The 26,610-nt window shown below is 62.8% G+C and carries 23 protein-coding genes; 12 read left to right on the top strand and 11 right to left on the bottom strand.

The annotated features are described in order from the left end of the window. Nucleotides 1-3 precede the first annotated feature (3 nt). Nucleotides 4-456 (bottom strand): DUF2306 domain-containing protein, encoded by a 453-nt coding sequence (locus tag PCA31118_RS19205; protein ID WP_150626675.1) that lies wholly within the window; start codon nucleotides 454-456, stop codon nucleotides 4-6. A gap of 326 nt (nucleotides 457-782) precedes the next feature. After that, nucleotides 783-3,410 carry an ATP-dependent chaperone ClpB gene (gene clpB, locus PCA31118_RS19200; protein WP_150626674.1) on the bottom strand — a complete coding sequence of 876 codons (2,628 nt, stop codon included), beginning with the start codon at nucleotides 3,408-3,410 and terminating at the stop codon, nucleotides 783-785. 479 nt (nucleotides 3,411-3,889) lie between these two features. On the opposite strand from clpB, the gene PCA31118_RS19195 reads away from it, so the two are divergent. Next, nucleotides 3,890-4,360: a group III truncated hemoglobin gene (locus PCA31118_RS19195; RefSeq protein ID WP_150626673.1), complete on the top strand. Its 471-nt coding sequence runs from the start codon at nucleotides 3,890-3,892 to the stop codon at nucleotides 4,358-4,360. Nucleotides 4,361-4,447: 87 nt separating this feature from the next. Here the strand turns inward: PCA31118_RS19195 and moaE are convergent, their stop codons facing one another. The 6 genes from moaE to PCA31118_RS19165 form a co-directional block, all read right to left on the bottom strand. Next, complete coding sequence (gene moaE, locus PCA31118_RS19190; protein ID WP_150626672.1) at nucleotides 4,448-4,912, bottom strand: molybdopterin synthase catalytic subunit MoaE; 465 nt, start codon at nucleotides 4,910-4,912, stop codon at nucleotides 4,448-4,450. 110 nt (nucleotides 4,913-5,022) lie between these two features. Next, nucleotides 5,023-5,283: a molybdopterin converting factor subunit 1 gene (moaD, locus tag PCA31118_RS19185; RefSeq protein WP_150626671.1), complete on the bottom strand. Its 261-nt coding sequence runs from the start codon at nucleotides 5,281-5,283 to the stop codon at nucleotides 5,023-5,025. A gap of 46 nt (nucleotides 5,284-5,329) precedes the next feature. Next, entirely contained in the window at nucleotides 5,330-6,553 is a 1,224-nt protein-coding gene (locus tag PCA31118_RS19180; RefSeq protein ID WP_150626670.1) for a molybdopterin molybdotransferase MoeA, read from the bottom strand. A gap of 119 nt (nucleotides 6,554-6,672) precedes the next feature. Then, complete coding sequence (thrC, locus tag PCA31118_RS19175) at nucleotides 6,673-8,139, bottom strand: threonine synthase (RefSeq protein ID WP_150626669.1); 1,467 nt, start codon at nucleotides 8,137-8,139, stop codon at nucleotides 6,673-6,675. Nucleotides 8,140-8,173: 34 nt separating this feature from the next. Then, nucleotides 8,174-9,484: a homoserine dehydrogenase gene (locus tag PCA31118_RS19170; RefSeq protein WP_150626668.1), complete on the bottom strand. Its 1,311-nt coding sequence runs from the start codon at nucleotides 9,482-9,484 to the stop codon at nucleotides 8,174-8,176. Between the two features lie 37 nt (nucleotides 9,485-9,521). Next, complete coding sequence (locus PCA31118_RS19165; RefSeq protein ID WP_150626667.1) at nucleotides 9,522-10,748, bottom strand: pyridoxal phosphate-dependent aminotransferase; 1,227 nt, start codon at nucleotides 10,746-10,748, stop codon at nucleotides 9,522-9,524. Nucleotides 10,749-10,995: 247 nt separating this feature from the next. Between PCA31118_RS19165 and PCA31118_RS19160 the strand changes: the two genes are divergently transcribed. From PCA31118_RS19160 to PCA31118_RS19110, 11 genes are all read left to right on the top strand, one after another. Then, entirely contained in the window at nucleotides 10,996-11,385 is a 390-nt protein-coding gene (locus PCA31118_RS19160) for an Mth938-like domain-containing protein (RefSeq protein WP_150626767.1), read from the top strand. Between the two features lie 185 nt (nucleotides 11,386-11,570). Continuing rightward, a complete protein-coding gene (locus PCA31118_RS19155) occupies nucleotides 11,571-13,214 on the top strand; it encodes a glycosyltransferase family 39 protein (RefSeq protein WP_246190325.1) in 1,644 nt (547 codons plus the stop codon). Nucleotides 13,215-13,281: 67 nt separating this feature from the next. Further along, on the top strand, nucleotides 13,282-13,653 hold the full coding sequence (locus PCA31118_RS19150) for an SMR family transporter (protein ID WP_044455546.1): 372 nt from the start codon (nucleotides 13,282-13,284) through the stop codon (nucleotides 13,651-13,653). 145 nt (nucleotides 13,654-13,798) lie between these two features. Continuing rightward, entirely contained in the window at nucleotides 13,799-14,965 is a 1,167-nt protein-coding gene (locus PCA31118_RS19145) for a DegT/DnrJ/EryC1/StrS family aminotransferase (RefSeq protein ID WP_150626665.1), read from the top strand. Next, the gene (locus PCA31118_RS19140; RefSeq protein WP_246190316.1) at nucleotides 14,962-15,993 is read left to right on the top strand and encodes a glycosyltransferase; all 1,032 of its coding nucleotides are present in this window, start codon (nucleotides 14,962-14,964) and stop codon (nucleotides 15,991-15,993) included. Before PCA31118_RS19145 ends, PCA31118_RS19140 begins: the two co-directional genes overlap by 4 nt. Continuing rightward, a complete protein-coding gene (locus PCA31118_RS19135) occupies nucleotides 15,990-16,922 on the top strand; it encodes a formyltransferase (RefSeq protein WP_150626664.1) in 933 nt (310 codons plus the stop codon). Before PCA31118_RS19140 ends, PCA31118_RS19135 begins: the two co-directional genes overlap by 4 nt. Nucleotides 16,923-16,929: 7 nt before the next feature. Beyond that, nucleotides 16,930-17,979: a bifunctional UDP-4-keto-pentose/UDP-xylose synthase gene (locus PCA31118_RS19130; RefSeq protein WP_044455542.1), complete on the top strand. Its 1,050-nt coding sequence runs from the start codon at nucleotides 16,930-16,932 to the stop codon at nucleotides 17,977-17,979. A gap of 225 nt (nucleotides 17,980-18,204) precedes the next feature. Then, the gene (locus PCA31118_RS19125) at nucleotides 18,205-19,110 is read left to right on the top strand and encodes a polysaccharide deacetylase family protein (protein WP_150626663.1); all 906 of its coding nucleotides are present in this window, start codon (nucleotides 18,205-18,207) and stop codon (nucleotides 19,108-19,110) included. A gap of 106 nt (nucleotides 19,111-19,216) precedes the next feature. Next, nucleotides 19,217-19,678, top strand: coding sequence for a peroxiredoxin (locus tag PCA31118_RS19120; protein ID WP_150626662.1), 462 nt, complete (start codon nucleotides 19,217-19,219; stop codon nucleotides 19,676-19,678). 331 nt (nucleotides 19,679-20,009) lie between these two features. After that, entirely contained in the window at nucleotides 20,010-21,764 is a 1,755-nt protein-coding gene (locus PCA31118_RS19115; protein ID WP_150626661.1) for a PhoH family protein, read from the top strand. Between the two features lie 278 nt (nucleotides 21,765-22,042). After that, nucleotides 22,043-22,831 (top strand): C40 family peptidase, encoded by a 789-nt coding sequence (locus PCA31118_RS19110; protein WP_246190315.1) that lies wholly within the window; start codon nucleotides 22,043-22,045, stop codon nucleotides 22,829-22,831. A gap of 381 nt (nucleotides 22,832-23,212) precedes the next feature. Here the strand turns inward: PCA31118_RS19110 and PCA31118_RS19105 are convergent, their stop codons facing one another. From PCA31118_RS19105 to PCA31118_RS19095, 3 genes are all read right to left on the bottom strand, one after another. Beyond that, on the bottom strand, nucleotides 23,213-24,223 hold the full coding sequence (locus PCA31118_RS19105) for an inorganic phosphate transporter (RefSeq protein ID WP_044455536.1): 1,011 nt from the start codon (nucleotides 24,221-24,223) through the stop codon (nucleotides 23,213-23,215). 13 nt (nucleotides 24,224-24,236) lie between these two features. Beyond that, nucleotides 24,237-24,863, bottom strand: coding sequence for a DUF47 domain-containing protein (locus tag PCA31118_RS19100; RefSeq protein ID WP_044455534.1), 627 nt, complete (start codon nucleotides 24,861-24,863; stop codon nucleotides 24,237-24,239). A 113-nt stretch (nucleotides 24,864-24,976) separates the two neighbouring features. After that, nucleotides 24,977-26,344 carry a replicative DNA helicase gene (locus PCA31118_RS19095; RefSeq protein ID WP_044458001.1) on the bottom strand — a complete coding sequence of 456 codons (1,368 nt, stop codon included), beginning with the start codon at nucleotides 26,342-26,344 and terminating at the stop codon, nucleotides 24,977-24,979. Nucleotides 26,345-26,610: the final 266 nt, after the last annotated feature.

Below are 26,610 nucleotides of genomic sequence, written 5' to 3'. Positions count from 1 at the left end.
GGGTCAACGGGGGGACACGAGGGTCCCGGCAGTTGCAACGCGCGCAACGGGTGCCATGGACGCCACCGGCCGTGTGCCATGTTGCCACATGCGCGTCAGCGCGTTGTTCAAGGGACGGCCGGGCACCGCCACCGCCGCCACGCCGGCGACGACCAGCCCGACGTACAGCCCCGTCATCTGCCTGCGATGCGCCTTCACGTTGCCCCGCCGGATCGCCACAACAGCGAGCGCCAGATTCACCAGCACGTACAGCGAGAGGCCATGCAGCCAGGAAAAATGCCCGTTCCCCAATTCGCGAATACCGAAGCTCGTGAGCGCCGTGGCCACCATTGCCAACGCCCACAGCCGCCCCATCCACCGGTGCCGTGGCGTGCCGCGCCGCATCAGCAAGATGCCCGCACCGAGTCCTATTGCCAACACCGCTACCGCCAGATGCACACCCACTATCGTCGCCATGACATCCTCATCGAGTCCGTTTCATGGCGTGACGGTAAGGCAGGAACATGCCGCGGGCAGCCGGTTTGCGACGAACGGCGCCAGCGCGCCGTCAGCGGTGCCCATTTGGCGCGAACGGCGCGAACGACTCAAACGGCAGCGCATCGCCCCCTCGCCAACCCACCCTCCCATCGAGTCAACGCGGCGGTCGGGCATTGTCGCCGACATTTGTGACAGCAGGATACCGCGCACACGTCGCGCAGGCACCGGACAAAAAAATCCCCGCGCTCCTTTCGAAACGCGGGGATTGATCGCTCGGACAGCCCGGGCCGTTGCGCCGACGAGGCTTACTCGGCAGCCGCCTCGGTCTCCTTGCTCACCTGCGCGGCGGTGTCGCCCTCGAAGGTGAAGCGACCGTTGCGCCAGTCGACCGGGATCGTGTCCTTGGGGCCGAATTTGCCCGCGAGCACCAGCTTGGCGACCGGGTTTTCGATCTCCTGCTGGATCGCCCGCTTGAGCGGACGCGCCCCGAACACCGGATCGAAACCTTCGCGTGCCACATGCGTGAGCGCCGCCTTGGTGACTTCCAGATGCATATCGAGCTTCGCCAGACGTTGACGCAGGATCTCGATCTGGATCGTGGCAATCGACTCGATGTGCTTCTGATCGAGCCCGTGGAACACCACGACTTCATCGATGCGGTTCAGGAACTCGGGACGGAAGTGGTCCTTGATCTCCGTCCACACGGCATCCTTGATCCGGTCCTGCGGCTCACCCACCATCGACTGGATCATCGACGAGCCGAGGTTCGACGTCATCACGATGACCGTGTTCTTGAAGTCCACGGTACGTCCCTGACCGTCAGTCATGCGGCCGTCGTCCAGCACTTGCAGCAGCACGTTGAAGACGTCCGGGTGCGCCTTTTCGACTTCGTCGAGCAGGATCACGCTGTACGGCTTGCGACGCACGGCTTCAGTGAGATAACCCCCCTCTTCATAACCGACGTAGCCCGGCGGCGCACCGATCAGACGCGCCACGCTGTGCTTTTCCATGAACTCGCTCATGTCGATGCGGATGAGGTGATCCTCCGAATCGAACAGGAACATCGCGAGCGCCTTGCACAGCTCGGTCTTGCCCACACCGGTCGGCCCGAGGAACAGGAATGACCCGTAGGGGCGGTTGGGGTCCGACAGTCCGGCACGCGAACGGCGGATGGCATCGGCCACGGCGGTAATCGCCTCGTCCTGCCCCACCACACGTTCGTGCAGCTTGGCTTCCATGTTGAGCAACTTCTCGCGCTCGCCCTGCATCATCTTCGAGACCGGAATGCCCGTTGCACGCGAGATCACTTCGGCAATTTCTTCCGTACCCACCTGCGTGCGCAACAGACGCGGCTGCGACTGCTGACCGGCGGCCTCCGCGGCGTCGGCGTCCTTCAACCGGGCTTCGAGCTGCGGCAGTTTGCCGTACTGCAGTTCCGCCACCTTGTCGAGCTTGCCCTCACGCTGGAGCTTCGCGATCTCGGCCCGCACCCGGTCGATCTCTTCCTTGACCTGGGCACTGCCCTGCACGGCGGCCTTCTCGGCCGTCCACACTTCTTCCAGATCGGCGTACTCGCGCTCCAGTCGCGAAATCTCTTCCTCGATCAGCGAGAGGCGCTTTTGCGAGGCTTCGTCCGTTTCCTTCTTGACCGCTTCGCGCTCGATCTTCAGCTGAATCAGGCGACGATCGAGCTTGTCCATGACTTCCGGCTTCGAGTCGATTTCCATCTTGATCTTGGACGCCGCTTCGTCGATCAGATCGATGGCCTTGTCCGGCAGGAAGCGATCGGTGATGTAGCGCTGGCTGAGTTCGGCCGCTGCCACGATCGCCGGGTCGGTGATTTCCACGCCGTGGTGCAGTTCGTACTTCTCCTGCAGGCCACGCAAAATCGCGATGGTCGCCTCGACGCTCGGCTCTTCGACGAGCACCTTCTGGAAACGACGCTCCAGCGCGGCATCCTTTTCGATGTACTTGCGGTATTCGTCGAGCGTGGTGGCGCCGATGCAATGCAGCTCGCCGCGCGCGAGCGCCGGCTTGAGCATGTTGCCCGCGTCCATCGCGCCTTCTGCCTTGCCCGCACCGACCATCGTGTGAATTTCGTCGATGAAGAGGATCGTGCGGCCCTCATCCTTGGCGATATCGTTCAGCACGCTCTTCAGGCGCTCTTCGAATTCGCCACGGAACTTGGCGCCCGCGAGCAACCCGGCCATATCGAGCGCGAGCACGCGCTTGTTCTTGAGCGACTCCGGCACTTCGCCATTGACGATGCGCTGCGCGAGCCCCTCGACGATGGCGGTCTTGCCCACCCCCGGCTCACCGATGAGCACCGGGTTGTTCTTGGTACGGCGTTGCAGGATCTGAATCGTGCGACGAATCTCATCGTCGCGGCCGATCACCGGGTCGAGTTTCCCCGCGGCTGCACGTTCGGTCAGATCAAGGGTGTACTTCTTCAGGGCTTCACGCTGACTTTCGGCGTCCTGACTGTCGACGGACGCACCGCCGCGCACGCCTTCGATGGCCGCTTCCAGCGATTTACGGGTCAGGCCGCGCGCACGGGCGAGTTTGCCCGTATCGCCCTTGTCGTCGGCGAGCGCAAGCAGAAACATTTCGCTGGCAATGTAGCTGTCGCCATGCTTCTGAGCTTCCTTGTCGGCCTGATTGAGCAGACCTGCAAGCTCGCGGCTGACCTGCACGTTGCCGTCGGTGCCCTGCACCTGCGGCAGCTTGGCGATTGCCGTTTCAATGTCGTGGGCGAGCGGCTGCACCTGCACGCCGGCACGCTGCAGCAGCGAGCGCGCAGCGCCCTCGGGTTGTGCGATCAGCGCCGCGAGGAGGTGCAGCGGCTCGATGTATTGCTGGTCGCGACCGACTGCCATGCTTTGGGCATCAGCCAGCGCTTCCAGGAACTGCGTGGTGAATTTGTCTTGTCGCATCTAGTGCTCCGGTAAGAAATCTTTCTGGATCGGATGTGCGGACAATCCCCTGTGGTTTCAAGGGGCATTACAGCGCGACATTTGACATTTCGCGCGATATCGGTCGGGGGCCGGTTTTCGGGCATGCCGCAGGCTCGGCACCGCGAATTACGATCCACCCGGAATCGGCCCGGAATCGCCTGATGGTGGGCCGGGACGACCGCAGGACACGCCTCGGTTTGAAGCTCATAATAGCGATTTTCAGCATGGCGCACCATGCGGCTCCGTGACGCCGGAAGGACGGAAAGCCGGAAAGCCTGAAGGACGAAATTGCGGTCCGGAATTCCCTCCCGGATTGCGGGTCCGAACACCGTCTCAGTGCCGCATGACCGCCCGACGATATGTCTGCCGAACCCACTCGCCCAACGATCGCGCCCTATCCCTCTCCCACCCATGGCACGCCGGGTGCCCCCGCCCCCAGGGCCTTTTCGGAGAAGCCATTGCCGGATCCGGGCACCGCATGGCCTGCGACCCGCATTGCCGAGATCGATGAAGACGCCGTACGCCTGCTCGTTCATGCCTTCTACGGGCGCATTCGCGACGACGACCTGCTCGGGCCCGTATTTCGCCAGGCGCTCGAAGGCCGCTGGGACATGCATCTCGAGAAGATGGTGGCGTTCTGGTGCAGCATCGTGCTCGGCGCCAAACGTTACCGTGGCAACGTGACGCAGGCGCACCAGCCTTTCGCGCATCTAAGCGGGGAGCACTTCAGTCGCTGGCTTGCGCTCTTCTTCGACACGCTGGACAAGCTCTTCGAACCGCAGGCGGCCTTCGCCTTTGCGGAACCGGCGACCCGGATCGCGGAGAGCCTTCAGTTGAATCTATTCGGGTGGGAATATACGCTGCCGCCAGCGCAACGCGCGTTGCTGGACACCATCAAGCAACGGCGCCCGGCGCGACAACATGATTGAGCAAGACGTTCGGCGAGGATTATATATTTTCGCCGACGTTGATTGAAATTACAGCATTTTCGGATTGCCGCGCATCCCGCGCGAGGCTCAGACCTTCCCGCCGGTCGCCCAGCGCTCACGTGCCGCCGTATCCGTCTCTCGCGCATCGACCCAGCGCTCGCCCTGGGGTGTCGCTTCCTTCTTCCAGAACGGCGCCTCGGTCTTGAGGTAGTCCATGATGAACTCGCACGCGGCGAAGGCATCGCCGCGATGCGCCGACGTGACGGCTACCAGCACGATCTGATCGCCCGGCCCGAGTTCTCCGTAGCGATGGATGACCAGCGCGTCGAACAGACGCCAGCGCTCGCGCGCCTGTGCGACGATGGATTCGAGCGCCTTCTCCGTCATGCCGGGATAGTGCTCGAGCGTCATGCGCGAGATGTCCTTCCCGTCGTTCAGGTCCCGCACGGTGCCCACGAAAGTCGCCACGGCGCCCACGCGCAAGTCGCCGGCGCGCAAGCGGCGAACCTCCTCCGACAAGTCGAAATCTTCGGTCTGAACGCGAATCGCCATGGCGGTCGTCTCCTGTGTGCTTGTGTATCGTGTGCGTGTCCGCCGATGGCATGCCTGGGCGTGCTTGGGCGCGCCTCGGCTGGCGCCCGGCGTCTGACGTGCCGTCGCGCTCAACCGCCGGTAACGGGCGGGAAGAACGCCACTTCGCACCCGTCGGCCAGACGCGTCGAAGCAGGCACCATCGTGTGGTTCAGCGCCATGCGCAGCGAGCGTTGCGGCCCGAGCGTCTCAGCCCAGACCGGACCGCGCGTGCACAACCATTCACGAACGTCTCCCACCGTGGCAATCCCGGCAGGCACGGCGTCCACTCGCTCCTCGGCGACACCCAGCGCCTCGCGGACACTGGCGAAAAAACGTAGATCGATCTGCATAGTCTGTGCGGGCGCCATTCGGAAAATCCGACCGCAACCCTCTCTTTCAATATAGGAGGTCCGAGAATGGCAGGAACGCCACGGTCTGCCCCGCCTCGATGCGGTGCCCCGGCGGGTTGTCGATCAGGCCGTCGCCCCACACGGTCGAGGTCAGCACGGCCGAACTCTGATTCGGGAACGCGTCGAGCCCCCCCTGATCGTTGACACGCGCGCGCAGGAACTCATTGCGACGATCCGCCTTTTTCTGCGTGAAATCGGCACGCATGGCGATCCGCCGTGGCGCGACATCCGTCACGCCCTGCAATCGCAGAATGAACGGACGCACGAACAGCAGGAACGTCACGAAACTCGACACCGGGTTGCCCGGCAGACCGATGAAGTGAGCCGTGTCCGCGCCGCCATCCCCATTGGCGCGACGCACCTCGCCGTACGCCAGCGGTTTGCCCGGCTTGAGCGCAATCTGCCAGAGGTTCAGACGCCCTTCCGCCTCCACTGCCGGCTTGACGTGATCCTCCTCGCCTACCGACACGCCGCCCGACGTGATGATCAGATCGTTGCCGCGTGCCGCGTCGCGCAGAATCGCCCGCGTGGCGGCCAGATTGTCCGGGACGATGCCGTAATCCGTCATCTCGCAGCCCAGGTTCTCCAGCAGACTGCGCAGCACGAACCGGTTCGAGTTGTAGATGCTGCCCTGTCGCAGCGGCTCGCCGGGCATCGTCAGTTCGTCGCCGGTAAAGAAAACCGCCACCCGCACGCGGCGCGCCACCTGCAACCGGGCGATGCCCACCGACGCCGCCAGACCGAGCGCCGGCGCGCGCAACCGGGTACCGGCGGCGAGCACCACGCTGTCGCGCCGAATGTCGGCGCCCTGACGGTTGACGAACTCGCCTGCGACCGGCGTGTGTCGCACGACAACCGCCCCGTCGTCACGCGCTTCGCATTGCTCCTGCATGACCACGGCGTCCGCCCCCGCAGGCACCGGCGCGCCCGTGAAGATACGCGCCGCCGTGCCGCTAGCAAGCGGCTCGGGCGAGTGGCCCGCGGGAATACGCTGCGAGACGGGCAATACCGTTTCGCCATCGCGCAGATCGGCGATGCGCACGGCGTAGCCGTCCATGGCGCTGGTGTCCATCGGCGGGACATCGAGCGTGGCTACGACGTCGGCCGACAGCACCCGAGCGTTGGCCGCGAGCGTATCGACCGTCTCGTGTCGATCGAGCGGGCGTGCCGCAGCCAGCACGGCGTCGAGGGCTTCTTGTGTACTCAGCATGCAAATGGCTCGCAAGTCATGGCGTAGAACTCAGAGCGTAGAACTCAGAGCGCGTAACTGATGGCGCGTAACCCATGGCGCACAACGCGTGCGGCGGGTCGGCAAGACGACGCCACGGCTCAAAGGCCGGTGTGCTCCGCGATATAGGCCTTCACGCGCTCGACGTCGTTCGGTACGGTATCGAAACGCTGCGGCAGCGATTCGAGTTGCTCGAAACCCGCCGGGCGCGGCGGCTCGCGGTGCAATGCCTCGCGAATCGTCTCGGCGAACTTGGCCGGTTGCGCCGTTTCCAGCACCACCATCGGCACGCCGGGTTCGAGCGCTTCGCGCGCCACCTTCACGCCATCGGCGGTGTGCGTATCGATGATCACATCGTAGCGCCGAGCCACGTCCTGAATCGTCGCGAGACGATCCGAGTGCGTGCTGCGCCCCGACACGAAACCGAACTTCGCCACGCGCGCGAACGCCTCGCTGCCCGACAGATCGAAGCCGCCTTCGCGCTCGACCTTCGAGAGCAGATCGGCCGTTGCCGTCGCATCGCGACCCAGCAGATCGAACAGGAAACGCTCGAAGTTCGATGCCTTCGAGATGTCCATGCTCGGGCTGCTCGTGTGGAACGTCTCGGCCGACTTGCGCACGCGATAACGGCCGGTGCGGAAGAACTCGTCGAGCACGTCGTTTTCGTTGGTTGCCACGACCAGCTTGCGGATCGGCAGGCCCATCATGCGCGCGATGTGCCCGGCGCAGACATTGCCGAAGTTGCCCGAGGGCACCGTGAACGACACCTCGCCGTCCTGCCCGGACTTGCCGCCGGTGGCCGCGAAGTAACCCTTGAAGTAGTACACGACCTGCGCCACCACACGCGCCCAGTTGATCGAATTGACGGTACCGATCTTGTAGCGCGCCTTGAAGGCGTGATCGTTCGAGACCGCCTTCACGATGTCCTGCGCGTCGTCGAACACGCCTTCGACCGCAAGGTTGAAGATGTTCGGATCTTGCAGGCTGTACATCTGGGCAGTCTGGAACGCGCTCATCTTGCCCGCCGGCGAGAGCATGAAGACGCGAATGCCCTCCTTGCCGCGCATGGCGTACTCTGCCGCACTGCCCGTGTCACCGGACGTCGCACCGAGAATGTTCAGCGCGTCGCCGTGCTGCGCCAGCGCGTACTCGAACAGGTTGCCGAGCAATTGCATGGCCATGTCCTTGAAGGCCAGTGTCGGGCCGTTGGACAGCGCCAGCAGCGAGAGCTGCGTATCCTGTTCGACACCCAGCGGCAACAACGGCGTGATGTCGGCGGCGTCCTCGCCCGGGCGAACGTTGCGGTACACCTCGGCGGTGTACGTCCGCTTTGTCAGGTCGGCCAGCACTTCTGCCGGAATGTCACCGGCAAACTTGCCGAGCACCTGTGCGGCGAGCTCGGCATACGAGAGCTGACGCCAGGCGCGCAGTTCGTCGGCGGTGACCTGCGGGTATTGGGTGGGCAGGTACAGGCCGCCGTCCGGGGCCAGGCCACCGAGCAGAATGCTCGAGAACGATTGCGGTTCGCCGGAGGTCAGGCCCGCGCCGCGCGTAGAGATGTATTTCATTTGGATCCTGTCCTGTCGGGTCGGTGCGTCGGGCTCAGCTCAGCGCTTCCATACGAATGCGCGTGACCTTCGAGAGCACCGTGTCCATCGCTTCGATCTTTGCAATGGCCGAGTTGATGTGCTTTTCCAGCGTCTGATGCGTCAGGATGATGATGTCGGTCTGGTGCTCGCCCTCGCGCGATTCCTTTTGCAGGAGTGCGTCGATCGAAATGTCCAGATCGGCCAGAATGCGCGTGAGTTCCGCCATCACGCCGGCACGGTCCACCACGCGCAGGCGCAGGTAGTAACTGGTCGTGACTTCATCGATCGGCAGGACCGGAATGTCGGAGAGCGAATCGTGCTGGAACGCCAGGTGCGGCACACGGTGCTCAGGGTCGGCCGTTTGCAGACGCGTCACGTCCACGATATCGGCCACCACGGCCGACGCGGTCGGCTCGGCGCCCGCCCCCTTGCCGTAGTAGAGCGTAGCGCCCACGGCGTCACCCTGCACCAGCACGGCGTTCATCGCACCTTCGACATTGGCAATGAGGCGCTTGGCCGGAATCAGCGTCGGATGCACGCGCAGCTCGATGCCGGATTCTGCGCGACGCGTAATGCCCAGCAGTTTGATGCGATAGCCGAGTTCTTCGGCGTATTTGATATCGAGCGCGGCCAGCTTGGTGATGCCTTCGACATAGGCGCGATCGAACTGCACCGGCACGCCGAATGCGATGGCGCTCATGAGCGTGAGCTTGTGGGCGGCGTCGACGCCTTCGATATCGAACGTGGGATCGGCTTCCGCGTAGCCCAGACGCTGTGCGTCGGCGAGCGCCACGTCGAAGTCGATGCCCTTGTCGCGCATCTCCGACAGGATGAAGTTGGTCGTACCGTTGATGATGCCGGCGATCCACTGAATGCGGTTGGCCGTGAGACCTTCGCGCAATGCCTTGATGATAGGAATGCCACCGGCGACGGCCGCCTCGAACGCGACCATGACGTTCGCCTTGCGCGCCGCGGCAAAGATCTCGTTGCCGTACACGGCCAGCAACGCCTTGTTGGCGGTGACCACGTGCTTGCCGTTCTCGATCGCCTTGAGGACCAGCTCCTTCGTCAGATCGTAGCCGCCGATGGTCTCGACCACCACGTCGATGTCCGGGTCGTTCACGACGTCGAACGGGTCGCCGGTGACGACGGCCGCATTGCCCACGAGCCCCTTGGCGCGTTCGACATTACGCACCGCGACCTTCGTAATCTCGATACCCCGGCCGGCACGACGTTGAATTTCTTCCTGGTTGCGAGCCAGTACCTGGAAGGCCCCGTAGCCCACCGTGCCAAGGCCCAGCAGGCCCAATTTGATCGGTTTCATGCAGTTTTACTCAAAAGTCGAAATCGGTTGGCGCGCATCACGTGCCGTGGCGACGGCGATAACCGTCAAGAAAGCGGGCAATGCGACTGATGGCGTCTTCCAGGTCGCCCTCGTGAGGCAGGAACACTACGCGGAAATGGTCGGGATGCATCCAGTTGAAGCCACTGCCCTGCACCAGCAGGACCTTCTCTTCGAGCAGCAACTGGAGAATGAAGTCCTGATCGTTGGCGATGGGGTACACCGCCGGATCCAGACGCGGGAACAGATACAGCGCCGCCTTCGGCTTCACGCACGTCACACCGGGGATGTCGGTGAGCATGCGGTGCGCGAGTTCGCGCTGCTCGTACAGCCGGCCGCCCGGCACGATCAGATCCTTGATGCTCTGATAGCCGCCCAGCGCCGTCTGAATGGCGTACTGCCCCGGCACGTTGGGGCAAAGACGCATCGATGCGAGGATGTTGAGCCCCTCGATATAGTCGCGCGCATGGCGCTTGTCGCCCGAGACGACCATCCAGCCCGCGCGGTAACCACACGCGCGGTAGCTCTTGGACAGACCGTTGAAGGTGATCGTCAGAACGTCTTCGGAAAGCGATCCGATCGAGGTATGCACTTCGCCGTCGTACACGATCTTGTCGTAGATCTCGTCGGCGTAAATGATGAGCTTGTGCTCGCGGGCAAGCGCCACGATGTCCTTGAGCAGTTCGTCCGAGTACAGTGCGCCCGTCGGGTTGTTCGGGTTGATGACCACGATCGCGCGCGTGTTCGGCGTGATCTTCTTGCGGATATCGGCCAGATCGGGCTGCCAGTCGGCCTGCTCGTCACACACGTAATGCACCGGCGTGCCGCCCGACAGGCTGACCGCCGCCGTCCAGAGCGGGTAGTCGGGCGCCGGAACCAGCACTTCGTCGCCATCGTTGAGCAGCGCCTGCATCGCCATCACGATCAACTCGGACGCCCCGTTGCCGAGATAGATGTCGTCAAGTTGCACGTCGTTGATGTGCTTTTGCTGGCAGTAATGCATGATCGCCTTGCGCGCCGCGAACACGCCCCGCGAATCCGAATAACCGGCCGAGTTCGGCAGATTGCGGATCATGTCCTGAACGATCTCGTCAGGCGGCTCGAAACCGAACGGCGCCAGATTGCCGATGTTGAGCTTGATGATGCGATGACCTTCGTCTTCCATGCGCTTGGCATGTTCGAGCACGGGCCCACGAATGTCGTAGCAGACATTCTGCAATTTCTGCGATTTGAGGATCGGTTTCACGGCGGTTGTGGTCTTGACGGGCGGCGCAGGGGTCCGGACAGGCCGGTAACAGGCGGGATGAAGTGAAAAATGCCGCGCTGCAACGGTTTTGCCGTGCTGCGTACGGCAAAAAGCTATAATTTAGCCAATTATGACAGAGTTCGGCAATGCATCATTGACGGTTTGCGGCACGCAAGGCAAGATGCCCGCCCGTTATCCGTCACGATCTGTCGACGCTCAGCCACCACTGGGTAGGGAATCTCCGAAAGTGAAACTGCATCAAGACCCGTCGCAAGCGGCATTGAACACGGTCACCGGCTACGGCTCGGGCTATGTCGAGGTCAACAAGGTTCGCTACGACCATAGCGTCATCATTTCGCCCGAGGGCGAGATTTCGCCCTGGCCGGTATCGCGTTTTGACGCGCTCGACGCCTCCCATTTCGACATGCTCCGCGCCCGCGAACCCGAGGTCGTCATCTTCGGCAGCGGCGCGCGCCTGCGCTTTGCGCACCCCCGCCTGACCACAGCGCTCACCAGCCAGCGCGTCGGCGTCGACTCCATGGATACGCAGGCGGCCTGCCGTACGTACAACATTCTGATGAGCGAAGGACGCCGCGTCGTGCTTGCCCTGCTCATCGAAACCGGGACGGCTGAGTGAGCCGCCGCCCGCTCGCTTCCGGTCCGTCGGCGGCCGAGCCGCTCAACGCGACTACGCCGACCGCAACCACCACGCCCACCACGCCCACCTCGCTGACTACGCCACCACCTTTCGCGACCACCGCCGCACCGCCGCCCGCGCTGCCGGGTGACGCCGCCTACCCGCTGTCACCGGCGGCGTTCTGGATGCTGCTCATCGCATTCGCGCTCGTATGGTTCGGCGTGCTCGATTATCGCCATCTGATTTCGAGCGACGAAGGCCGTTACGCCGAGATGGCACGTGAGATGTGGACGACCGGCGACTGGATCACGCCGCGCTACAACGGCTACAAGTACTTCGAAAAGCCGCCGCTGCAAACGTGGATGAATGCATTGACGTTTGCCGCGTTCGGGCTGGGGGAATGGCAGGCGCGACTCTGGACTGCGCTCACCGGCTTCGCGGGCGTACTGGTGGTCGGCTTCACCGCGCGCCGCGTGTTCAACGCGCGCGTGGGCCTGTTTGCCGCCGCCGCGCTGGCTGCCGCACCGCTGTGGTCGCTGCTCGGGCATTTCAACGTGCTCGACATGGGGCTGTCGTTCTTCATGGGACTGTCGCTCTGCGCGCTGCTGCTGGCGCAACGACCCGGGCTGGCGCGCGGCGCCGTGCGCGGCTGGATGTGGCTGTGCTGGGCGGCGATGGCGCTTGCCGTGCTGAGCAAGGGGCTCGTCGGTGTCGTGCTGCCGGGCGCCGTACTCGTGCTCTACACGCTCATCACCCGTGACTGGGCATTGTGGCGCCGCCTTTATCTGGGCAGCGGCCTGATCGTGTTCTTCGCGATCGCCGCCCCGTGGTTCGTGCTCGTTCAGATGCGCAACCCGGAGTTCTTCGACTTCTTCTTCATCAACGAGCACTTCCGCCGCTTCGCGATGGAGGGCCATAACCGCGACGGCGCGCCGTGGTACTTCGTGCCCGTGTTCGTCGTGGGCTTTCTGCCGTGGCTGTCGGTTTTGCCGGGCACCGTGCGCGCCACGCTGCGCATGCCGCGGCAACCCAACGGGTTCGCGCCCACCGTCATGCTGTGGGTATGGTCCGCGTTCATCTTCGTCTTCTTCAGTGCATCGCACTCGAAGCTGATTTCGTATCTGCTGCCGATCGCGCCGGCCATGGCGTTGCTGTTCGGCCTGTATCTCGCGCAATTGCGTCGCGATACCGTGCGCGTGCACATGGCCGGCTACGCCGTGTTCCTGATCGCGGCGCTCGTGATGGTCGCCATCTTTGCCGGACGCGCCGGGAGCGTGCGCAATCCGAACGAGTTGTACAAGGCATTTCAGGTTTGGCTCTACTTCGCGCTCGGCGCCGGATTGATCGGCACGCTCGTCGCGTGGCGCGTCGCCCGTCACAGTGCGCGCCGCGCGTTGCTGACCTTCGCCGGCGGCATGTTGCTGCTCGTGACGATTGGCGGCATGGGCCACGAGGTGTTCGGCCGACAAAGTACGGGCGTGCTGCTGGTCCCGGCCGTCAAGGCGGAGATGCAGCGACTCGGGCCGAACGTGCCGTTTTACTCCGTGAACGTGCTCGATCACACCATGCCCTACTACCTCGGGCACACGATGATCATGGTGCAGCACCCGGACGAGCTGGAGTTCGGCGTGAAACAGGAGCCGCAAAAGTGGCTGCCGACGCTCGAGGATTTCTACGCACGCTGGCGGGCCGATCCGAAGGCGCTTGCGCTGGTCGATCCCGACACGTTCAGGCAGCTTGAGGCGGTGCATTTGCCGATGCGCATCATCGCGCGCGATGCGCGTCGCGTCGTGATCTCGAAACCGCTGCCCGAAGACAACGTAAAATAACGCGCTCGGGGCTTTCCGAGACCATTTGCGGTATCCATAATTATTCACAAACGTTCACAAACGTTCCATGAATCTCGCCACGTTTTCCCTTATTCTCACGGGCGTGCTGCTCAACGCATGCGCCCAGTTGTTGCTCAAAGCGGGCGCCAACGCCATCGGCGCGCTTGAGTTCACGCGCGCGAACATCGTTCCGATCGGCATCAAGCTGGCCACGCAGGTACCGATCATGGGCGGGCTCGTCTGCTATGCCATCAGCGTGGTCGTCTGGATTCTGGCGCTCTCGCGCGTGGAAGTGTCGATCGCCTATCCGATGCTGTCGCTGGGCTATGTGGTGAATGCGTTCGCCGCGTGGTACCTGTTTGGCGAGACGCTGTCGATGCAACGCATGGTCGCCATCGGCATCATTCTGGTGGGTGTTTATATTCTGGCGCGCAGCTAAGGCTGCGCCCGACGCAATCGCAGAACGCGCCGCTTTCGCCGTGGCCGCACCGGAAAACCCTCAGGACTGTGGGGCGTCCGGGCCACGGGCGGACCGGCGTGTTTCCCCTGCATATTCGAGCTACTTTGAGGCTTAGTCATACATCATGAGCGACTCGGCAACCTCCCAACCGAATCAACCGTTCATCCCGTTCACGCGGCCGACCATCGACGACGCCACCATCGCCGGTGTGTCCGAAGTTCTGCGCTCGGGCTGGATTACCTCGGGTCCGCAAGTCCAGGCGTTTGAGAAGGCCCTGTCCGAATATTTCGGCGGCCGTCCCGTACGCGTGTTCAATTCGGGCACGGCGACGCTGGAGATCGGCCTGCGTATCGCCGGCGTGCAAGGCGGCGACGAAGTCATTACGACGCCGCTGTCGTGGGTCGCAACGTCCAACGTCATTCTCGAAGTGGGCGCCACGCCGGTGTTCGTCGACGTCGACCCCGCCACGCGCAACATCGATCTCGACTTGCTGGAAAAGGCGATCACGCCGAAGACCAAGGCCATCATCCCTGTCTATCTCGCGGGTCTGCCGGTCGATATGGACCGTCTGTACGACATCGCGCGCCGTCACAACCTGCGCGTGGTCGAAGACGCTGCACAGGCCATGGGTTCGAGCTGGAAAGGCAAACGTATCGGTTCGTTCGGCGACCTTGTGTCGTTCAGCTTCCATCCGAACAAGAATCTGACGTCCATCGAAGGCGGCGCGCTCGTATTCAATACCGATGAGGAAGCACGCCTGGCCGAGAAGTATCGTCTGCAAGGTGTGACGCGCTTTGGGCTCGACGGCATGGATGTCGACGTGCTCGGCGGCAAGTACAACCTGACGGACGTGGCCGCGCGCGTCGGGCTGGGCCAGATGCCGCATCTGGCGGAATTCAACCGCCGCCGCACCGAGCTGGCGCGCCTGTACTTCGACACGCTCGCGGGCGGCGCAGCCGTCAAGCTGGGTGTCGGGCTGCCGCACGCCGATTTCACCAATTCGAACTGGCACATGTTTCAGATCGAATTGCCGCTGGAGCGCCTGACCATCGACCGCGCAGGTTTCATGGAGCAGCTGAAGGCGCGCGGCATCGGCAGCGGTGTCCACTACCCTGCGATCCACCTGTTTACAATGTACCGTGCGCTGGGCTTCAAGGAAGGCCAGTTCCCGCTGACGGAACGCCTGGGCCGCGCCATTCTGACGCTGCCGCTGTTCCCCGCCATGACGGATGCCGACGTTGCGCGCGTCTGCGAAGCCGTAAATGCCATTTGCGCTGATCATCAAAAATGAATCGACCACAACTCTCCGTCGTCATCCCGGTTTATAACGAGGAGGCGGGCCTCGGCGCACTATTCGCCCGGCTATACCCGGCGCTCGACAAGCTGGGCGTGACCTACGAAGTGGTGTTCGTCAACGACGGCAGCCGCGACCGCTCGGCCGCCCTGCTGGCCGAGCAATACCGTGCGCGCCCGGACGTGACGCGCGTCGTGCTGTTCAACGGCAACTACGGCCAGCACATGGCCATTCTCGCGGGCTTCGAACACACCCGTGGCGAATGGGTCATCACGCTAGACGCCGACCTGCAAAATCCGCCCGAAGAAATTGGCAAGCTGGTTGCCCAGCTGGCCGCCGGCCACGATTACGTTGGCACGGTGCGCATGAACCGCCAGGACACATGGTTCCGGCGCAATGCATCGCGCGCCATGAATCGTCTGCGCGAGCGCATTACGCGCATTCGCATGACCGATCAGGGCTGCATGCTGCGCGGCTATAGCCGTCACATCGTCGATACGGTGAATCAGTGCCGCGAAATCAATACGTTCATCCCCGCGCTCGCCTATACGTTCGCGCAGAATCCGACGGAAGTGGACGTCGCGCATGAAGAGCGCTTCGCGGGCGAATCGAAGTATTCGCTCTACGCGCTGATTCGCCTGAACTTCGACCTCGTCACCGGCTTTTCCGTGGTGCCGCTGCAATGGCTCTCGGGCGTGGGCATTTCGCTTTCGGCGGCCTCCGGTGTGCTGTTCATCGTACTGATGGCAAGACGCTTCCTGTTCGGCTCCGAAGTCCAGGGGGTTTTCACGCTGTTTGCCGTGACCTTCTGCCTGCTCGGCGTCATCCTGTTCGGCATGGGCCTGCTCGGCGAGTACATCGGCCGCATTTACCAGCAGGTGCGTCAACGTCCGCGCTATCTGGTTCAGGCGGTACTCGAAGAATCGGCTGGCCGCACCGACAAGACAGCAGACGACGCGCGAGGTGGTGCACAAAGCGCCACGCTGAGCACTGGCGCCACCGAACTGGGATCGCACGCCCCATGAGCACGCAAGCCAACCGCGTTACCAGCGCCCCCAAGGCCGTCGTATTCGCGTATCACAACGTTGGCGTGCGCTGCCTGCAGGTACTGCTCGCGCGCGGCGTCGAGGTCGCGCTCGTGGTCACGCATCAGGACAATCCGAACGAGAACATCTGGTTCGGGAGCGTCGCCGGCGTTGCCGCCGAGCACGGCATTCCGGTGATCACCCCCGACGATCCGGCCGATCCGGCGCTGGCCGAACGCGTTCGCGCCGCTGCGCCGGACTTTATTTTTTCTTTCTATTACCGGCACATGATTCCGGTGGCCGTGCTGGACATCGCACCGCGCGGCGCGTTCAACATGCACGGCTCGCTGCTGCCGAAGTATCGCGGCCGCGTGCCGGTGAACTGGGCGGTTTTGCGAGGCGAAACGGAAACCGGTGCAACGCTCCACGAGATGGCGCTCAAGCCGGACGCCGGGGCGATCATCGACCAGACGTCGGTGCCCATCCTGCCGGACGACACTGCGGGCGAGGTTTTCGAGAAAGTGACAGTGGCCGCCGAACAAACGCTCTGGCGCTGCCTGCCGGGGCTGATCGCCGGCACGGCGGTGCGTCATCCGAACGAACTGGCCGCCGGCAGCTACTTCGGCGGACGCAAACCCGAGGACGGTCGCATCGACTGGACTCAGCCGGCGCAGGCGGTCTACAACCTGATCCGCGCCGTTGCACCGCCGTATCCGGGGGCGTTCACCGACCTCGCACAGCGTCGGTTCGTGGTCACACGTGCCCGCCTGTCGGGCACGCGCGTGCCCGCCGGTTTGCCCTGCGGACTGCAAGTAGTGGATAATGCGCTCCTCGGCATTTGCGGCGACGGAAATGCCATTGTCATTCATGAACTAATGCTGGACGGCAAGCCTGTCGCGCCGGAACAGTTTTCCCAGCTCAATCACTGACCGTAATATGAAAAAAGTCCTGATTCTCGGTGTCAACGGGTTCATCGGCCACCATCTGTCGAAGCGCATCCTGGAGACGACCGACTGGGAAGTTTATGGCATGGACATGCTCACCGATCGCCTTGGCGATCTGGTCAACCACGAGCGCATGCACTTCTTCGAAGGCGACATCACGATCAACAAGGAATGGGTCGAGTACCACATTCGCAAGTGCGACGTGATCCTCCCGCTGGTTGCCATCGCCACGCCGGCGACCTATGTGAAGGCACCGCTGCGCGTGTTCGAACTCGACTTCGAAGCCAACCTGCCGATCGTTCGCTCGGCCGTGAAGTACGGCAAGCATCTGGTGTTCCCGTCGACCTCCGAGGTGTACGGCATGTGCACCGACGCCGAGTTCGACCCGGAAGCCTCCCCGCTCATTTACGGCCCGATCAACAAGCCGCGCTGGATCTACGCCTGCTCGAAGCAACTCATGGATCGTGTGATCTGGGGTTACGGCATGCAGGAAGGCCTGAACTTCTCGCTGTTCCGTCCGTTCAACTGGATCGGCGCCGGCCTTGACTCGATCTACACGCCGAAGGAAGGCTCGTCGCGCGTGGTCACGCAGTTCCTCGGCCACATCGCTCGCGGCGAGAACATCAGCCTGGTTGACGGCGGTCACCAGAAGCGCGCCTTTACCGACATCGACGACGGCATCGACGCACTGGTGCGCATCATCGATAACAAGGGCGGCATCGCCAGCGGCAAGATCTACAACATCGGCAACCCGACGAACAACTTCTCGGTGCGCGAACTGGCCAACATGATGCTCAAGCTCGCCAGCGAGTTCCCGGAGTACGCAGAGACGGCCAAGAAGGTTCAACTCGTCGAAACGTCGTCGGGCGCCTACTACGGCAACGGCTATCAGGACGTGCAAAACCGCGTGCCGAAGATCGAGAACACCATGCAGGAACTCGATTGGAAGCCGACCACGTCGATGGACGACGCACTGCGCAAGATTTTCGAAGCGTATCGCGGTCACGTCGCCGAAGCTCGCCGTCTGGTCGAGGGCGAATAACGCCGGCGCATCGCTCGGACTGTGGCCCGTCGAGCATGTGGCACCGTCTGAGCTTCGCCAGATACGCCCGACACGCCCGGTGCGCCCTTTGGCGCATCGGGCGTTTTTGACTGCGGATGCCGGCGCATCACCCGGACAGCGCAGTTCGACTTCGTAAATTGATTCGACATTCGAGATATCGCGCGCCACACGCGCCACATCCCGATGTCCCCCTCAAGGACGGCTATGGCCAAAATTGTCCTGAAGATCGACGTCGACACCTTGCGCGGCACGCGTGAAGGCGTCCCCAACCTGCTCGCCGCACTGGCCGAGCATGACGCACAAGCGACCTTTCTGTTCAGCCTCGGCCCAGACCACACCGGCTGGGCACTCAAGCGCGTCTTTCGCCCCGGCTTCCTGAAGAAGGTGTCGCGCACGTCGGTCGTCGAACATTACGGCTTCAAGACCCTGATGTACGGCACCCTGCTGCCCGGCCCGGACATCGGCAAACGTGCGGCCGACGTCATGCGCACCGTGCAGAGCGCCGGACACGAAACCGGCATCCATACGTGGGACCACACGTACTGGCAGGACAATGTGCGCACGCGAGACGCCGCCTGGACGCAGCGTCAGATGTCGCAAGCGCACGCGCGCTTCACACAGATCTTCGGCGCACCCCCGGTAACGCATGGCGCGGCGGGTTGGCAGATGAACGACCATGCGTTTCGCCAGATCGATGCCTGGGGCATGAAATACTCGTCGGATGGCCGCGGCACCGCGCCGCACTATCCGATCGTGGACGGCGTGCGCCTGAAACACGTGCAAATGCCGACGACGCTTCCGACCGTCGACGAGTTGCTTGGCGTCGATGGCCGTGACATTAACGATGTGGCGGCGCATCTGCTTGCCCTGAGCGCCAATCCGGCGCAAGATCACGTGTTCACGCTACATGCGGAACTCGAAGGTCAAAAGCTTGCGCCGTTGTTCCGCCAGGTTCTGGCCGGCTGGCGTCGCCAGGGGCACGATCTGATCACGATGGGCCAGTATTACGAGACGCTCGATCTCGCCGCATTGCCTGCCCATCCTGTGGTGTGGGGTGAGATTCCGGGCCGCTCGGGCGACCTGATCCTCGAAGGCCAGGCCGTCGCCTGATCGCCAGGCGCGACATGACACGGCTCGCCGTGCCGGCAGACATCGCAAACAGAATTCGAAACCCTTTCCCGAACCGGCCTGCCACAGGCCATCCAAGGAGACCATAGTGACGGTAGCCATCGACACTCCCGTGCCCGATTTCACCGCACCGGCCACCGGCGGCGATTTTTCGCTCAAAGGCCATCGCGGCCAGAAGGTGGTGATCTACTTCTACCCGAAGGACAACACCCCGGGCTGTACCACGGAAGGCATGAATTTCCGCGACAGCTACGCGCAATTTCAGGCCGCCGGCGCACAGATCGTCGGCGTGTCGCGCGACAGCCTGCGCTCGCACGAGAACTTCAAGAACAAACTCGAATTGCCCTTCGCGCTGATCTCCGACACCGATGAAGCGGTATGCAAGCTGTTCGGTGTCATCAAGTTGAAAAAACTGTATGGCAAAGAGCATCTTGGCATTGAGCGAAGCACGTTTCTGATCGACGAGAAAGGCGTGTTGCGCAAGGAATGGCGCGGCGTTCGCGTGCCCGATCACGTGTCGGAAGTGCTGGCTGCCGTGCAGGCGCTCTGACCGCTCGGTCCACCCACGACATCTGCGTCGCACGGGCGGTCGCGTGCGAGCACGCCCGCCGCCCGAGCGCTATTCGCTGTGGTGTTGCGCAAGGGCCGCTGCGACCGCCAGTGAGGGCATTCGACGCTATACAAGCACGGCAAGAGACGTTATAGTCGGCCGTAATGATCAAGCGCATTGAACGAGACTATTGCAGGCGTCGCCATGGCGGCGCCTTCAGCCAAGCCGCCTCTCCGGTGCGTCCGGGCAGGCGGCTTTTTTGTTGCCGGGACGTGATGTATTGCCGTTTGTCCCGGCCGAGTAGTGTTGTGTTTTCTTGAACGGGAAATCTATGCCATTGCCATCGGCGCCGACCAAACCGGGCACGCTGCTTGCCCCGGAACAATTCCCCACTCGCCTCAAACCTTCGCGCACGGAGGCCAAGAAACCGATTCCCTCGTCTGAACAACATGCACTGGGCGAAACGTCCGGTGCTGCAGGTGCTGCAACTGCCGCAAACGCGACCGAATTGAAGGTCGTCCCGAAAACCGCCCCGGCGACGCAGACTGCACCACAGCCGTCGCCCGTCGCACGTTCGCCTCAGTCGCCGTCGCCGGCAGACTCGACCGGCGCCAGCCCATCGCTCAAGTCCGTGAAGTCGACGGCAAGCGGTTCGGGTTCGAAACGTACGCGCGGCAGGGATACGGAACCGGCCAAGCTGTTCGTGCTCGACACGAACGTGCTCATGCACGACCCGAGCAGTCTGTTCCGTTTCGAAGAGCACGACGTCTATCTGCCGATGATGACGTTGGAAGAGCTCGACAATCACAAGAAGGGCATGTCGGAAGTCGCGCGCAATGCGCGTCAGGTGAGCCGCACGCTCGATGGGCTGGTTGCCGAGAGCGGCACGAAGTCGATGGCCGAAGGCATTCCGCTCTCGCGGCTCGGCAACAAGGACGCCACCGGGCGCCTGTACTTCCAGACCGATCTGCCCGATGTCCCGCCGCTCGAAGGACTGCCGCAAGGCAAGGCCGACAACCAGATTCTGGGCGTCGTGCGCGCGCTGCAGGACAAGTTCCGCGACCGCCAGGTAGTGCTGGTGTCAAAGGACATCAACATGCGCGTCAAGGCGCATGCGCTCGGCCTGCCTGCGGAAGACTACTTCAACGACAAGGTGCTCGAGGACAGCGACCTGCTTTACTCGGGTGTGATGTCCCTGCCGCCGGACTTCTGGACGAAGCACGGCAAAGGCATGGAGAGCTGGCAGGACAACCGCACCGGCACCACGTTCTATCGCATTACCGGCCCGCTCTGCGCGAGCTTCCTCATCAATCAGTTCGTCTATCTGGAGACGAACAACGGCGAGGCGCCTTTCTACGCGCAGGTTCGGGAGATCAACGGCAAGACGGCGTTGCTGCAAACGCTGCGTGACTATGGCCATCACAAGAACAACGTGTGGGGCATTACGGCACGCAACCGCGAGCAGAACTTCGCGCTGAACCTGCTGATGAATCCCGAAGTGGACTTCATTACGCTGCTCGGGCAGGCCGGTACCGGCAAGACACTGCTCGCACTTGCCGCCGGTCTGGCGCAGACGCTCGACGAGAAGCGCTACAACGAAATCATCATCACGCGCGCGACCGTGCCCGTCGGTGAAGATATCGGCTTCCTGCCGGGCACCGAGGAAGAGAAGATGCAACCGTGGATGGGTGCATTTGACGACAACCTCGAAGTGCTGCAAAAGACGGACGACTCCGCGGGCGAATGGGGTCGCGCCGCCACGCAGGAACTCATCCGCTCGCGACTCAAGGTCAAGAGCATGAACTTCATGCGCGGACGCACGTTCGTGAACAAGTTCGTCATCATCGACGAAGCGCAGAATCTGACGCCGAAGCAGATGAAGACACTGGTCACGCGTGCCGGCCCCGGCACCAAGCTGATCTGTCTGGGCAACATTGCACAGATCGACACGCCTTACCTTACCGAAGGCAGCTCGGGGCTGACGTACGTCGTGGATCGGTTCAAGGGCTGGGGACATAGCGGACACGTCACACTGGCGCGCGGCGAACGTTCGCGTCTGGCCGATTACGCGGCAGAAATTCTCTGACGTTACCCCACCCCATCTCGGGGATCGATGCGGACAAGACGGCGCCCTCGGGCGCCGTTTTTTTGTGCGAAGCATAACCACGCCATCGACGCGCTTCCCTCAAGGAACCATGGCACTGCGCCGACGAAATCGCCCGGGAAGCCGCAAATTTGTGACGTCGATGCTACAAAAGGCCCGAAAATCGGCACTTTTGCGATGCATTCGCACGGCAAGCGTCGTAAACTCTGCGCATGCCAATCCAGCGCCCGCCGAGCATGTCTCGTTCCCCGACTCGTCCGATGGCCCGTAGCAAGACGTCACCCACAACGCTGGCCGGCGTGCCGTGGCGAAGCGCCGGGGTGCTGGCGCTGACCCTGCTGGTTGCTGCATGCTCTTCCGGCCCTACCGTGCGGCAAGGTGGCAGTGCGAACTATGGCAACCGCACCGTCGGTCCGGAGCGCAGCGCCGGCCAGGAAGAAATCACGCTCGAAGCGATGAGCCTCGTTGGCATTCCTTACCGCTACGGCGGCAATACACCCGATTCCGGTTTCGATTGCAGTGGATTGGTGCGCTATGTGGTGGCGCGCGCCGCCGGCGTCAATCTGCCCCGCACGACCGCGGACATGAGCGGTGTAGGCACCGTTCTGGAGCGCGACGACCTCGCCTCAGGCGATCTGATCTTCTTCAACACCACGGGACGCCCGCATTCGCACGTGGGCATCTATGTGGGACAAGGGAAGTTCGTGCATGCGCCGAACTCCGGCGGCACCGTACGGCTGGAGAGCATTTTCATCCCGTACTGGGCAAAGCGTATCGACGGTGTGCGCCGCGTGGCCGCCAACAAGGCCCCCGCAGGCAATACGATTTACGTCGACCGCTCCGCACCGGCGACGGTTGCCGAAGCACCGGCTGCGGCTCCTCTGCCGAACGTGCCCATGAATACGGCACCGAATCGTCCATTGACAGCATCTACGGCCTCGCCGCTGGAAACACCCCAGGCGACATCGCCCAGCAGCACTGCCCGCCTCACCGCCCCACCGGCTCAGGACGACGATCCGATCGCACGCTTCGCCAACAGTTCGATGTAGTCACGCCTGCCGGCGAGATCCGTCGTGCCCATCGGGCGAAGCCCCTACCGCACGCCGCGCACGGGCCACAATCTGCTTGAGGGTCACGTCAATGCAGATGCACGAGCAAGGTCGCCGCACCGCCGAGGTTGATCGCAGCGCCCATCAACAGGCGCAGCGGATGATGGCGAAGCGATCGGATCAATGGGGTCATGTCAGCCTCCTGCGGGACTCAAAAAAAACGCTATGAAAAAATGATAATCAATCGCAATTAACTATTGAAATTGATTGTCCCGATGATGCCGATTTGCCATTTCAATCACCGGTGAAAAACAAAAAAAGCGGCCGAAGCCGCTTTTTCTGTTTCTGACGCCTGCCGCCGTCGGTCGACGGCAAACCGCATCACAGGAACTGCTTGCCGACCCACCACGCAATGGCGGCAATGAACGCCGATGCCGGGATCGTCAACACCCACGCCCAGACGATGTTGCCTGCCACGCCCCAACGCACTGCCGAGAGCTTGCGCGTGGCGCCCACACCGACGATGGCGCCGGTAATGGTGTGCGTGGTCGAGACCGGCACGCCGAGCCACGACGCGAAGAACAGCGTGAACGCCCCGCCCGTTTCGGCGCAGAAGCCACCGACCGGCTTGAGCTTCGTGATCTTCTGCCCCATCGTGCGCACGATGCGCCAGCCACCGAACATGGTGCCCAGACCGATCGCCAGGTAGCAACCGATGATCACCCACAGCGGCGGTTCGGCAGCTTCCTGCGGCCACAGGCCGGCCGCGATCAGCAGCATCCAGATGATGCCGATGGTCTTCTGCGCATCGTTGCCGCCGTGCCCGAGGCTATACATACCGGCCGAAACCAGTTGCAAGCGACGGAACCAGCGATCCACGCGCGCCGGTGGCGTGCGGAAGAAGAGCCACGACACGAGCAGCATGAAGAACGAGCCGAGCACGAAACCGAGCAGCGGCGAGACGAAAATGAATGCCACGGTCTGCAGCAGGCCGCTCGCGACGAGCGATCCCGTGCCCGCCTTGGCCACCGCAGCGCCGACGAGACCGCCGATCAGTGCATGCGACGAACTCGACGGAATGCCGTAGTACCACGTGATGATGTTCCAGGCGATGGCCCCGACGAGCGCGCCGAAAATCACATAGTGATCGACGATCTCGGGGTGCACCGTGCCCTTGCCCACCGTCGCTGCGACTTTCAGGTGAAAGACGAACAGCGCGATGACGTTGAACATGGCGGCGAAAGCCACCGCCTGATGCGGTTTGAGCACGCCCGTCGAGACGACCGTGGCGATCGAATTGGCGGCGTCGTGAAAACCGTTCATGAAGTCGAACAGAAGCGCCAGTACGACCAAGAGTCCGACCAGCCAGAGGCTGATGTGCAGCGTTGCCATCGAAAGTCTCCGCTCAGGCGTTTTCCAGCACAATGCCTTCGATGATGTTGGCAACGTCCTCGCACTTATCGGTCACCGACTCGAGCAATTCGGACACCGCCTTCTGCTTGATCAGTTCCTTCACGTCGGCTTCCTCGCGGAACAGCTTCGACAGCGATGCGCGCAGCAGTCGGTCGGCTTCCGATTCGAGACCGTCGATCTCCTCACAAAGCTTCAGAATGTCGCGGGCGCGATCCATGTCGTTGAGCAACGCGACCGTGCTTTGCACACGCTCGCAGCACTTCACGCAGATCTCGCCGAGCGTGCGGGCCTCGGACGGCACGCTCTTGATGTCGTACATCCACACGGCAGTCGCCACGTCTTCCATCAGATCGAGGATGTCGTCCATCGTACTGATCAGCTTGTGGATCTCATCGCGGTCGAAAGGCGTGATGAACGTCTTGTGCATCAGGTCGATGGTCTCGTGCGTGATGCGATCCGCTTTCTTCTCGTTGTTCTGCACAGCAACGGTACGTGCCTCGGCATTGGGCAGGTCGTTGAGCATGGCAGACAGCTCGCGGCTGCCGGCAACCATGCACGCCGCGTGCTGGTTGAACAGGTCAAAGAACTTGCCCTCGGTGGGCATGAAGCGACCGAACATTATTGGAAAACTCCGGGTATTGATAGGGGACGGGTCGACACAAAAACGTCACATTCTACCTCGTCGGAGGCGTGCGCAGCCGCGCGCGCATCCGAACAGATGGAAATCGGGCGTCAGTATTGCGGGCCGGCCAGATTGTCGAACTTCGTATAAGCACCGATGAACGCCAGGCGCACATGGCCGATAGGACCGTTACGCTGCTTCGCGATAATGATCTCTGCCGTGCCCTTGTCTGGCGTATCGGGGTTGTAGACTTCGTCGCGGTAGATGAACAGGATGATGTCCGCGTCCTGTTCGATAGCGCCCGATTCCCGCAAGTCCGACATGACCGGACGCTTGTTCGGACGCTGCTCAAGGCTTCGGTTCAGCTGCGAGAGCGCGATCACCGGCACGTTCAGCTCCTTGGCGAGCCCCTTGAGCGAGCGCGAAATCTCGGAAATTTCGGTCGCACGGTTCTCACCGCCGCCCGAACCGCTCATCAGCTGAAGGTAGTCGATGATGATCAGGCCGAGCTTGCCGCACTGACGCGCCAGACGTCGCGCACGCGCACGCAGCTCCATGGGGTTGAGCGCGGGCGTTTCGTCGACGAACAGTTGCGTCTCGTTCATCTTCTGCATGGCGTGCGTGAGTTTCGGCCAGTCTTCATCGACCAGCTTGCCGGTACGCAAGCGGTGCTGATCGAGACGCCCCACCGAACCCAGCATACGCATCGCCAACTGCGTGCCCGGCATTTCCATCGAGAACACCGCAACGGGCAGCCCTTCCTCCACGGCGATGTGCTCGCCGATATTCATCGAGAAAGTCGTCTTACCCATCGACGGGCGCCCTGCCACGATAATCAGATCACCGCCATTGAAACCGGACGTCATGCGGTCCAGATCGACAAAACCGGTCGGAATCCCGGTGATGTCGCTGCCGCCTTCGCGGTGATACAGCTCGTCGATGCGCTCGACGACCTGCGTGAGCAGTGGCTGCAGCTCAAGGAAGCCGCTGGTGCTGCGCGAGCCCTCTTCGGCGATGGCGAACACCTTCGCCTCCGCCTCGTCGAGCATCTGGCGCACTTCCTTGCCTTGCGGATTGAATGCGTCCGACGCGATTTCGTCGGCCACCGTCACCAGCTTGCGCAACACTGCCCGGTCGCGCACGATTTCGGCGTACCGGCGAATGTTCGCCGCGCTCGGCGTGTTCTGCGCCAGCGCATTCAGATAGGCAAGTCCACCCACGTCCTCGGCTTTGCCGGCGGACGAGAGCGATTCGAAAACGGTAATGACGTCGGCGGGACGGTCGCCGGAGATCAGGCGTCCGATGTGCTGATAGATCTGTCGATGGTCGTAGCGGTAGAAATCGTGCTCCGACAGGAAGTCGCCGATGCGATCCCAGGCGCTGTTATCGAGCAGCAGACCGCCGAGCACGGATTGCTCCGCCTCGATGGAGTGCGGCGGCACCTTGAGCGAATCGAGCTGTGGATCGGGCGCGTTCATGCCGGGCATTATACCGTCCCCGCGATCCCGGTCAGACCCGGCGAAATCGCGCTTGCGCGACGATTTTTCCGAGCGTGGTTTGTTCAGCAGTTTCCCTGGAGGCAGCATAAGGCGGAGCTATCGAACGATGACGTGGGAGGAAGCGAGTGCGCAACCGGAAGATGGTCGACATCCCTCGGCGCAAGTCGGAGTATGACCGGCAACCGAGCATTCCGGTAGCCAACACAACGGAACAACAACAGAACTGACAGGCATAAAAAAACGGA

The sequence above is a fragment of the Pandoraea captiosa genome (assembly GCF_902459775.1).
Classification (GTDB): Bacteria; Pseudomonadota; Gammaproteobacteria; order Burkholderiales; family Burkholderiaceae; genus Pandoraea; species Pandoraea captiosa.
This window is presented reverse-complemented; position numbering and strand designations above follow the sequence as displayed.

Excerpts from the sequence above, each read along its gene's own strand:
- moaE (WP_150626672.1), bottom strand. The coding sequence starts at position 4,912 with ATGGCGATTCGCGTTCAGACCGAAGATTTCGACTTGTCGGAGGAGGTT.
- thrC (WP_150626669.1), bottom strand. The coding sequence starts at position 8,139 with ATGAAATACATCTCTACGCGCGGCGCGGGCCTGACCTCCGGCGAACCG.
- PCA31118_RS19150 (WP_044455546.1), top strand. The coding sequence starts at position 13,282 with ATGAATCTCGCCACGTTTTCCCTTATTCTCACGGGCGTGCTGCTCAAC.
- PCA31118_RS19115 (WP_150626661.1), top strand. The coding sequence starts at position 20,010 with ATGCCATTGCCATCGGCGCCGACCAAACCGGGCACGCTGCTTGCCCCG.
- PCA31118_RS19205 (WP_150626675.1), bottom strand. The coding sequence starts at position 456 with ATGGCGACGATAGTGGGTGTGCATCTGGCGGTAGCGGTGTTGGCAATA.
- PCA31118_RS19180 (WP_150626670.1), bottom strand. The coding sequence starts at position 6,553 with ATGCTGAGTACACAAGAAGCCCTCGACGCCGTGCTGGCTGCGGCACGC.
- moaD (WP_150626671.1), bottom strand. The coding sequence starts at position 5,283 with ATGCAGATCGATCTACGTTTTTTCGCCAGTGTCCGCGAGGCGCTGGGT.
- PCA31118_RS19140 (WP_246190316.1), top strand. The coding sequence starts at position 14,962 with ATGAATCGACCACAACTCTCCGTCGTCATCCCGGTTTATAACGAGGAG.
- PCA31118_RS19125 (WP_150626663.1), top strand. The coding sequence starts at position 18,205 with ATGGCCAAAATTGTCCTGAAGATCGACGTCGACACCTTGCGCGGCACG.
- PCA31118_RS19095 (WP_044458001.1), bottom strand. The coding sequence starts at position 26,344 with ATGAACGCGCCCGATCCACAGCTCGATTCGCTCAAGGTGCCGCCGCAC.
- PCA31118_RS19145 (WP_150626665.1), top strand. The coding sequence starts at position 13,799 with ATGAGCGACTCGGCAACCTCCCAACCGAATCAACCGTTCATCCCGTTC.
- PCA31118_RS19105 (WP_044455536.1), bottom strand. The coding sequence starts at position 24,223 with ATGGCAACGCTGCACATCAGCCTCTGGCTGGTCGGACTCTTGGTCGTA.
- clpB (WP_150626674.1), bottom strand. The coding sequence starts at position 3,410 with ATGCGACAAGACAAATTCACCACGCAGTTCCTGGAAGCGCTGGCTGAT.
- PCA31118_RS19110 (WP_246190315.1), top strand. The coding sequence starts at position 22,043 with ATGGCCCGTAGCAAGACGTCACCCACAACGCTGGCCGGCGTGCCGTGG.
- PCA31118_RS19170 (WP_150626668.1), bottom strand. The coding sequence starts at position 9,484 with ATGAAACCGATCAAATTGGGCCTGCTGGGCCTTGGCACGGTGGGCTAC.
- PCA31118_RS19130 (WP_044455542.1), top strand. The coding sequence starts at position 16,930 with ATGAAAAAAGTCCTGATTCTCGGTGTCAACGGGTTCATCGGCCACCAT.
- PCA31118_RS19100 (WP_044455534.1), bottom strand. The coding sequence starts at position 24,863 with ATGTTCGGTCGCTTCATGCCCACCGAGGGCAAGTTCTTTGACCTGTTC.
- PCA31118_RS19155 (WP_246190325.1), top strand. The coding sequence starts at position 11,571 with ATGCTGCTCATCGCATTCGCGCTCGTATGGTTCGGCGTGCTCGATTAT.
- PCA31118_RS19135 (WP_150626664.1), top strand. The coding sequence starts at position 15,990 with ATGAGCACGCAAGCCAACCGCGTTACCAGCGCCCCCAAGGCCGTCGTA.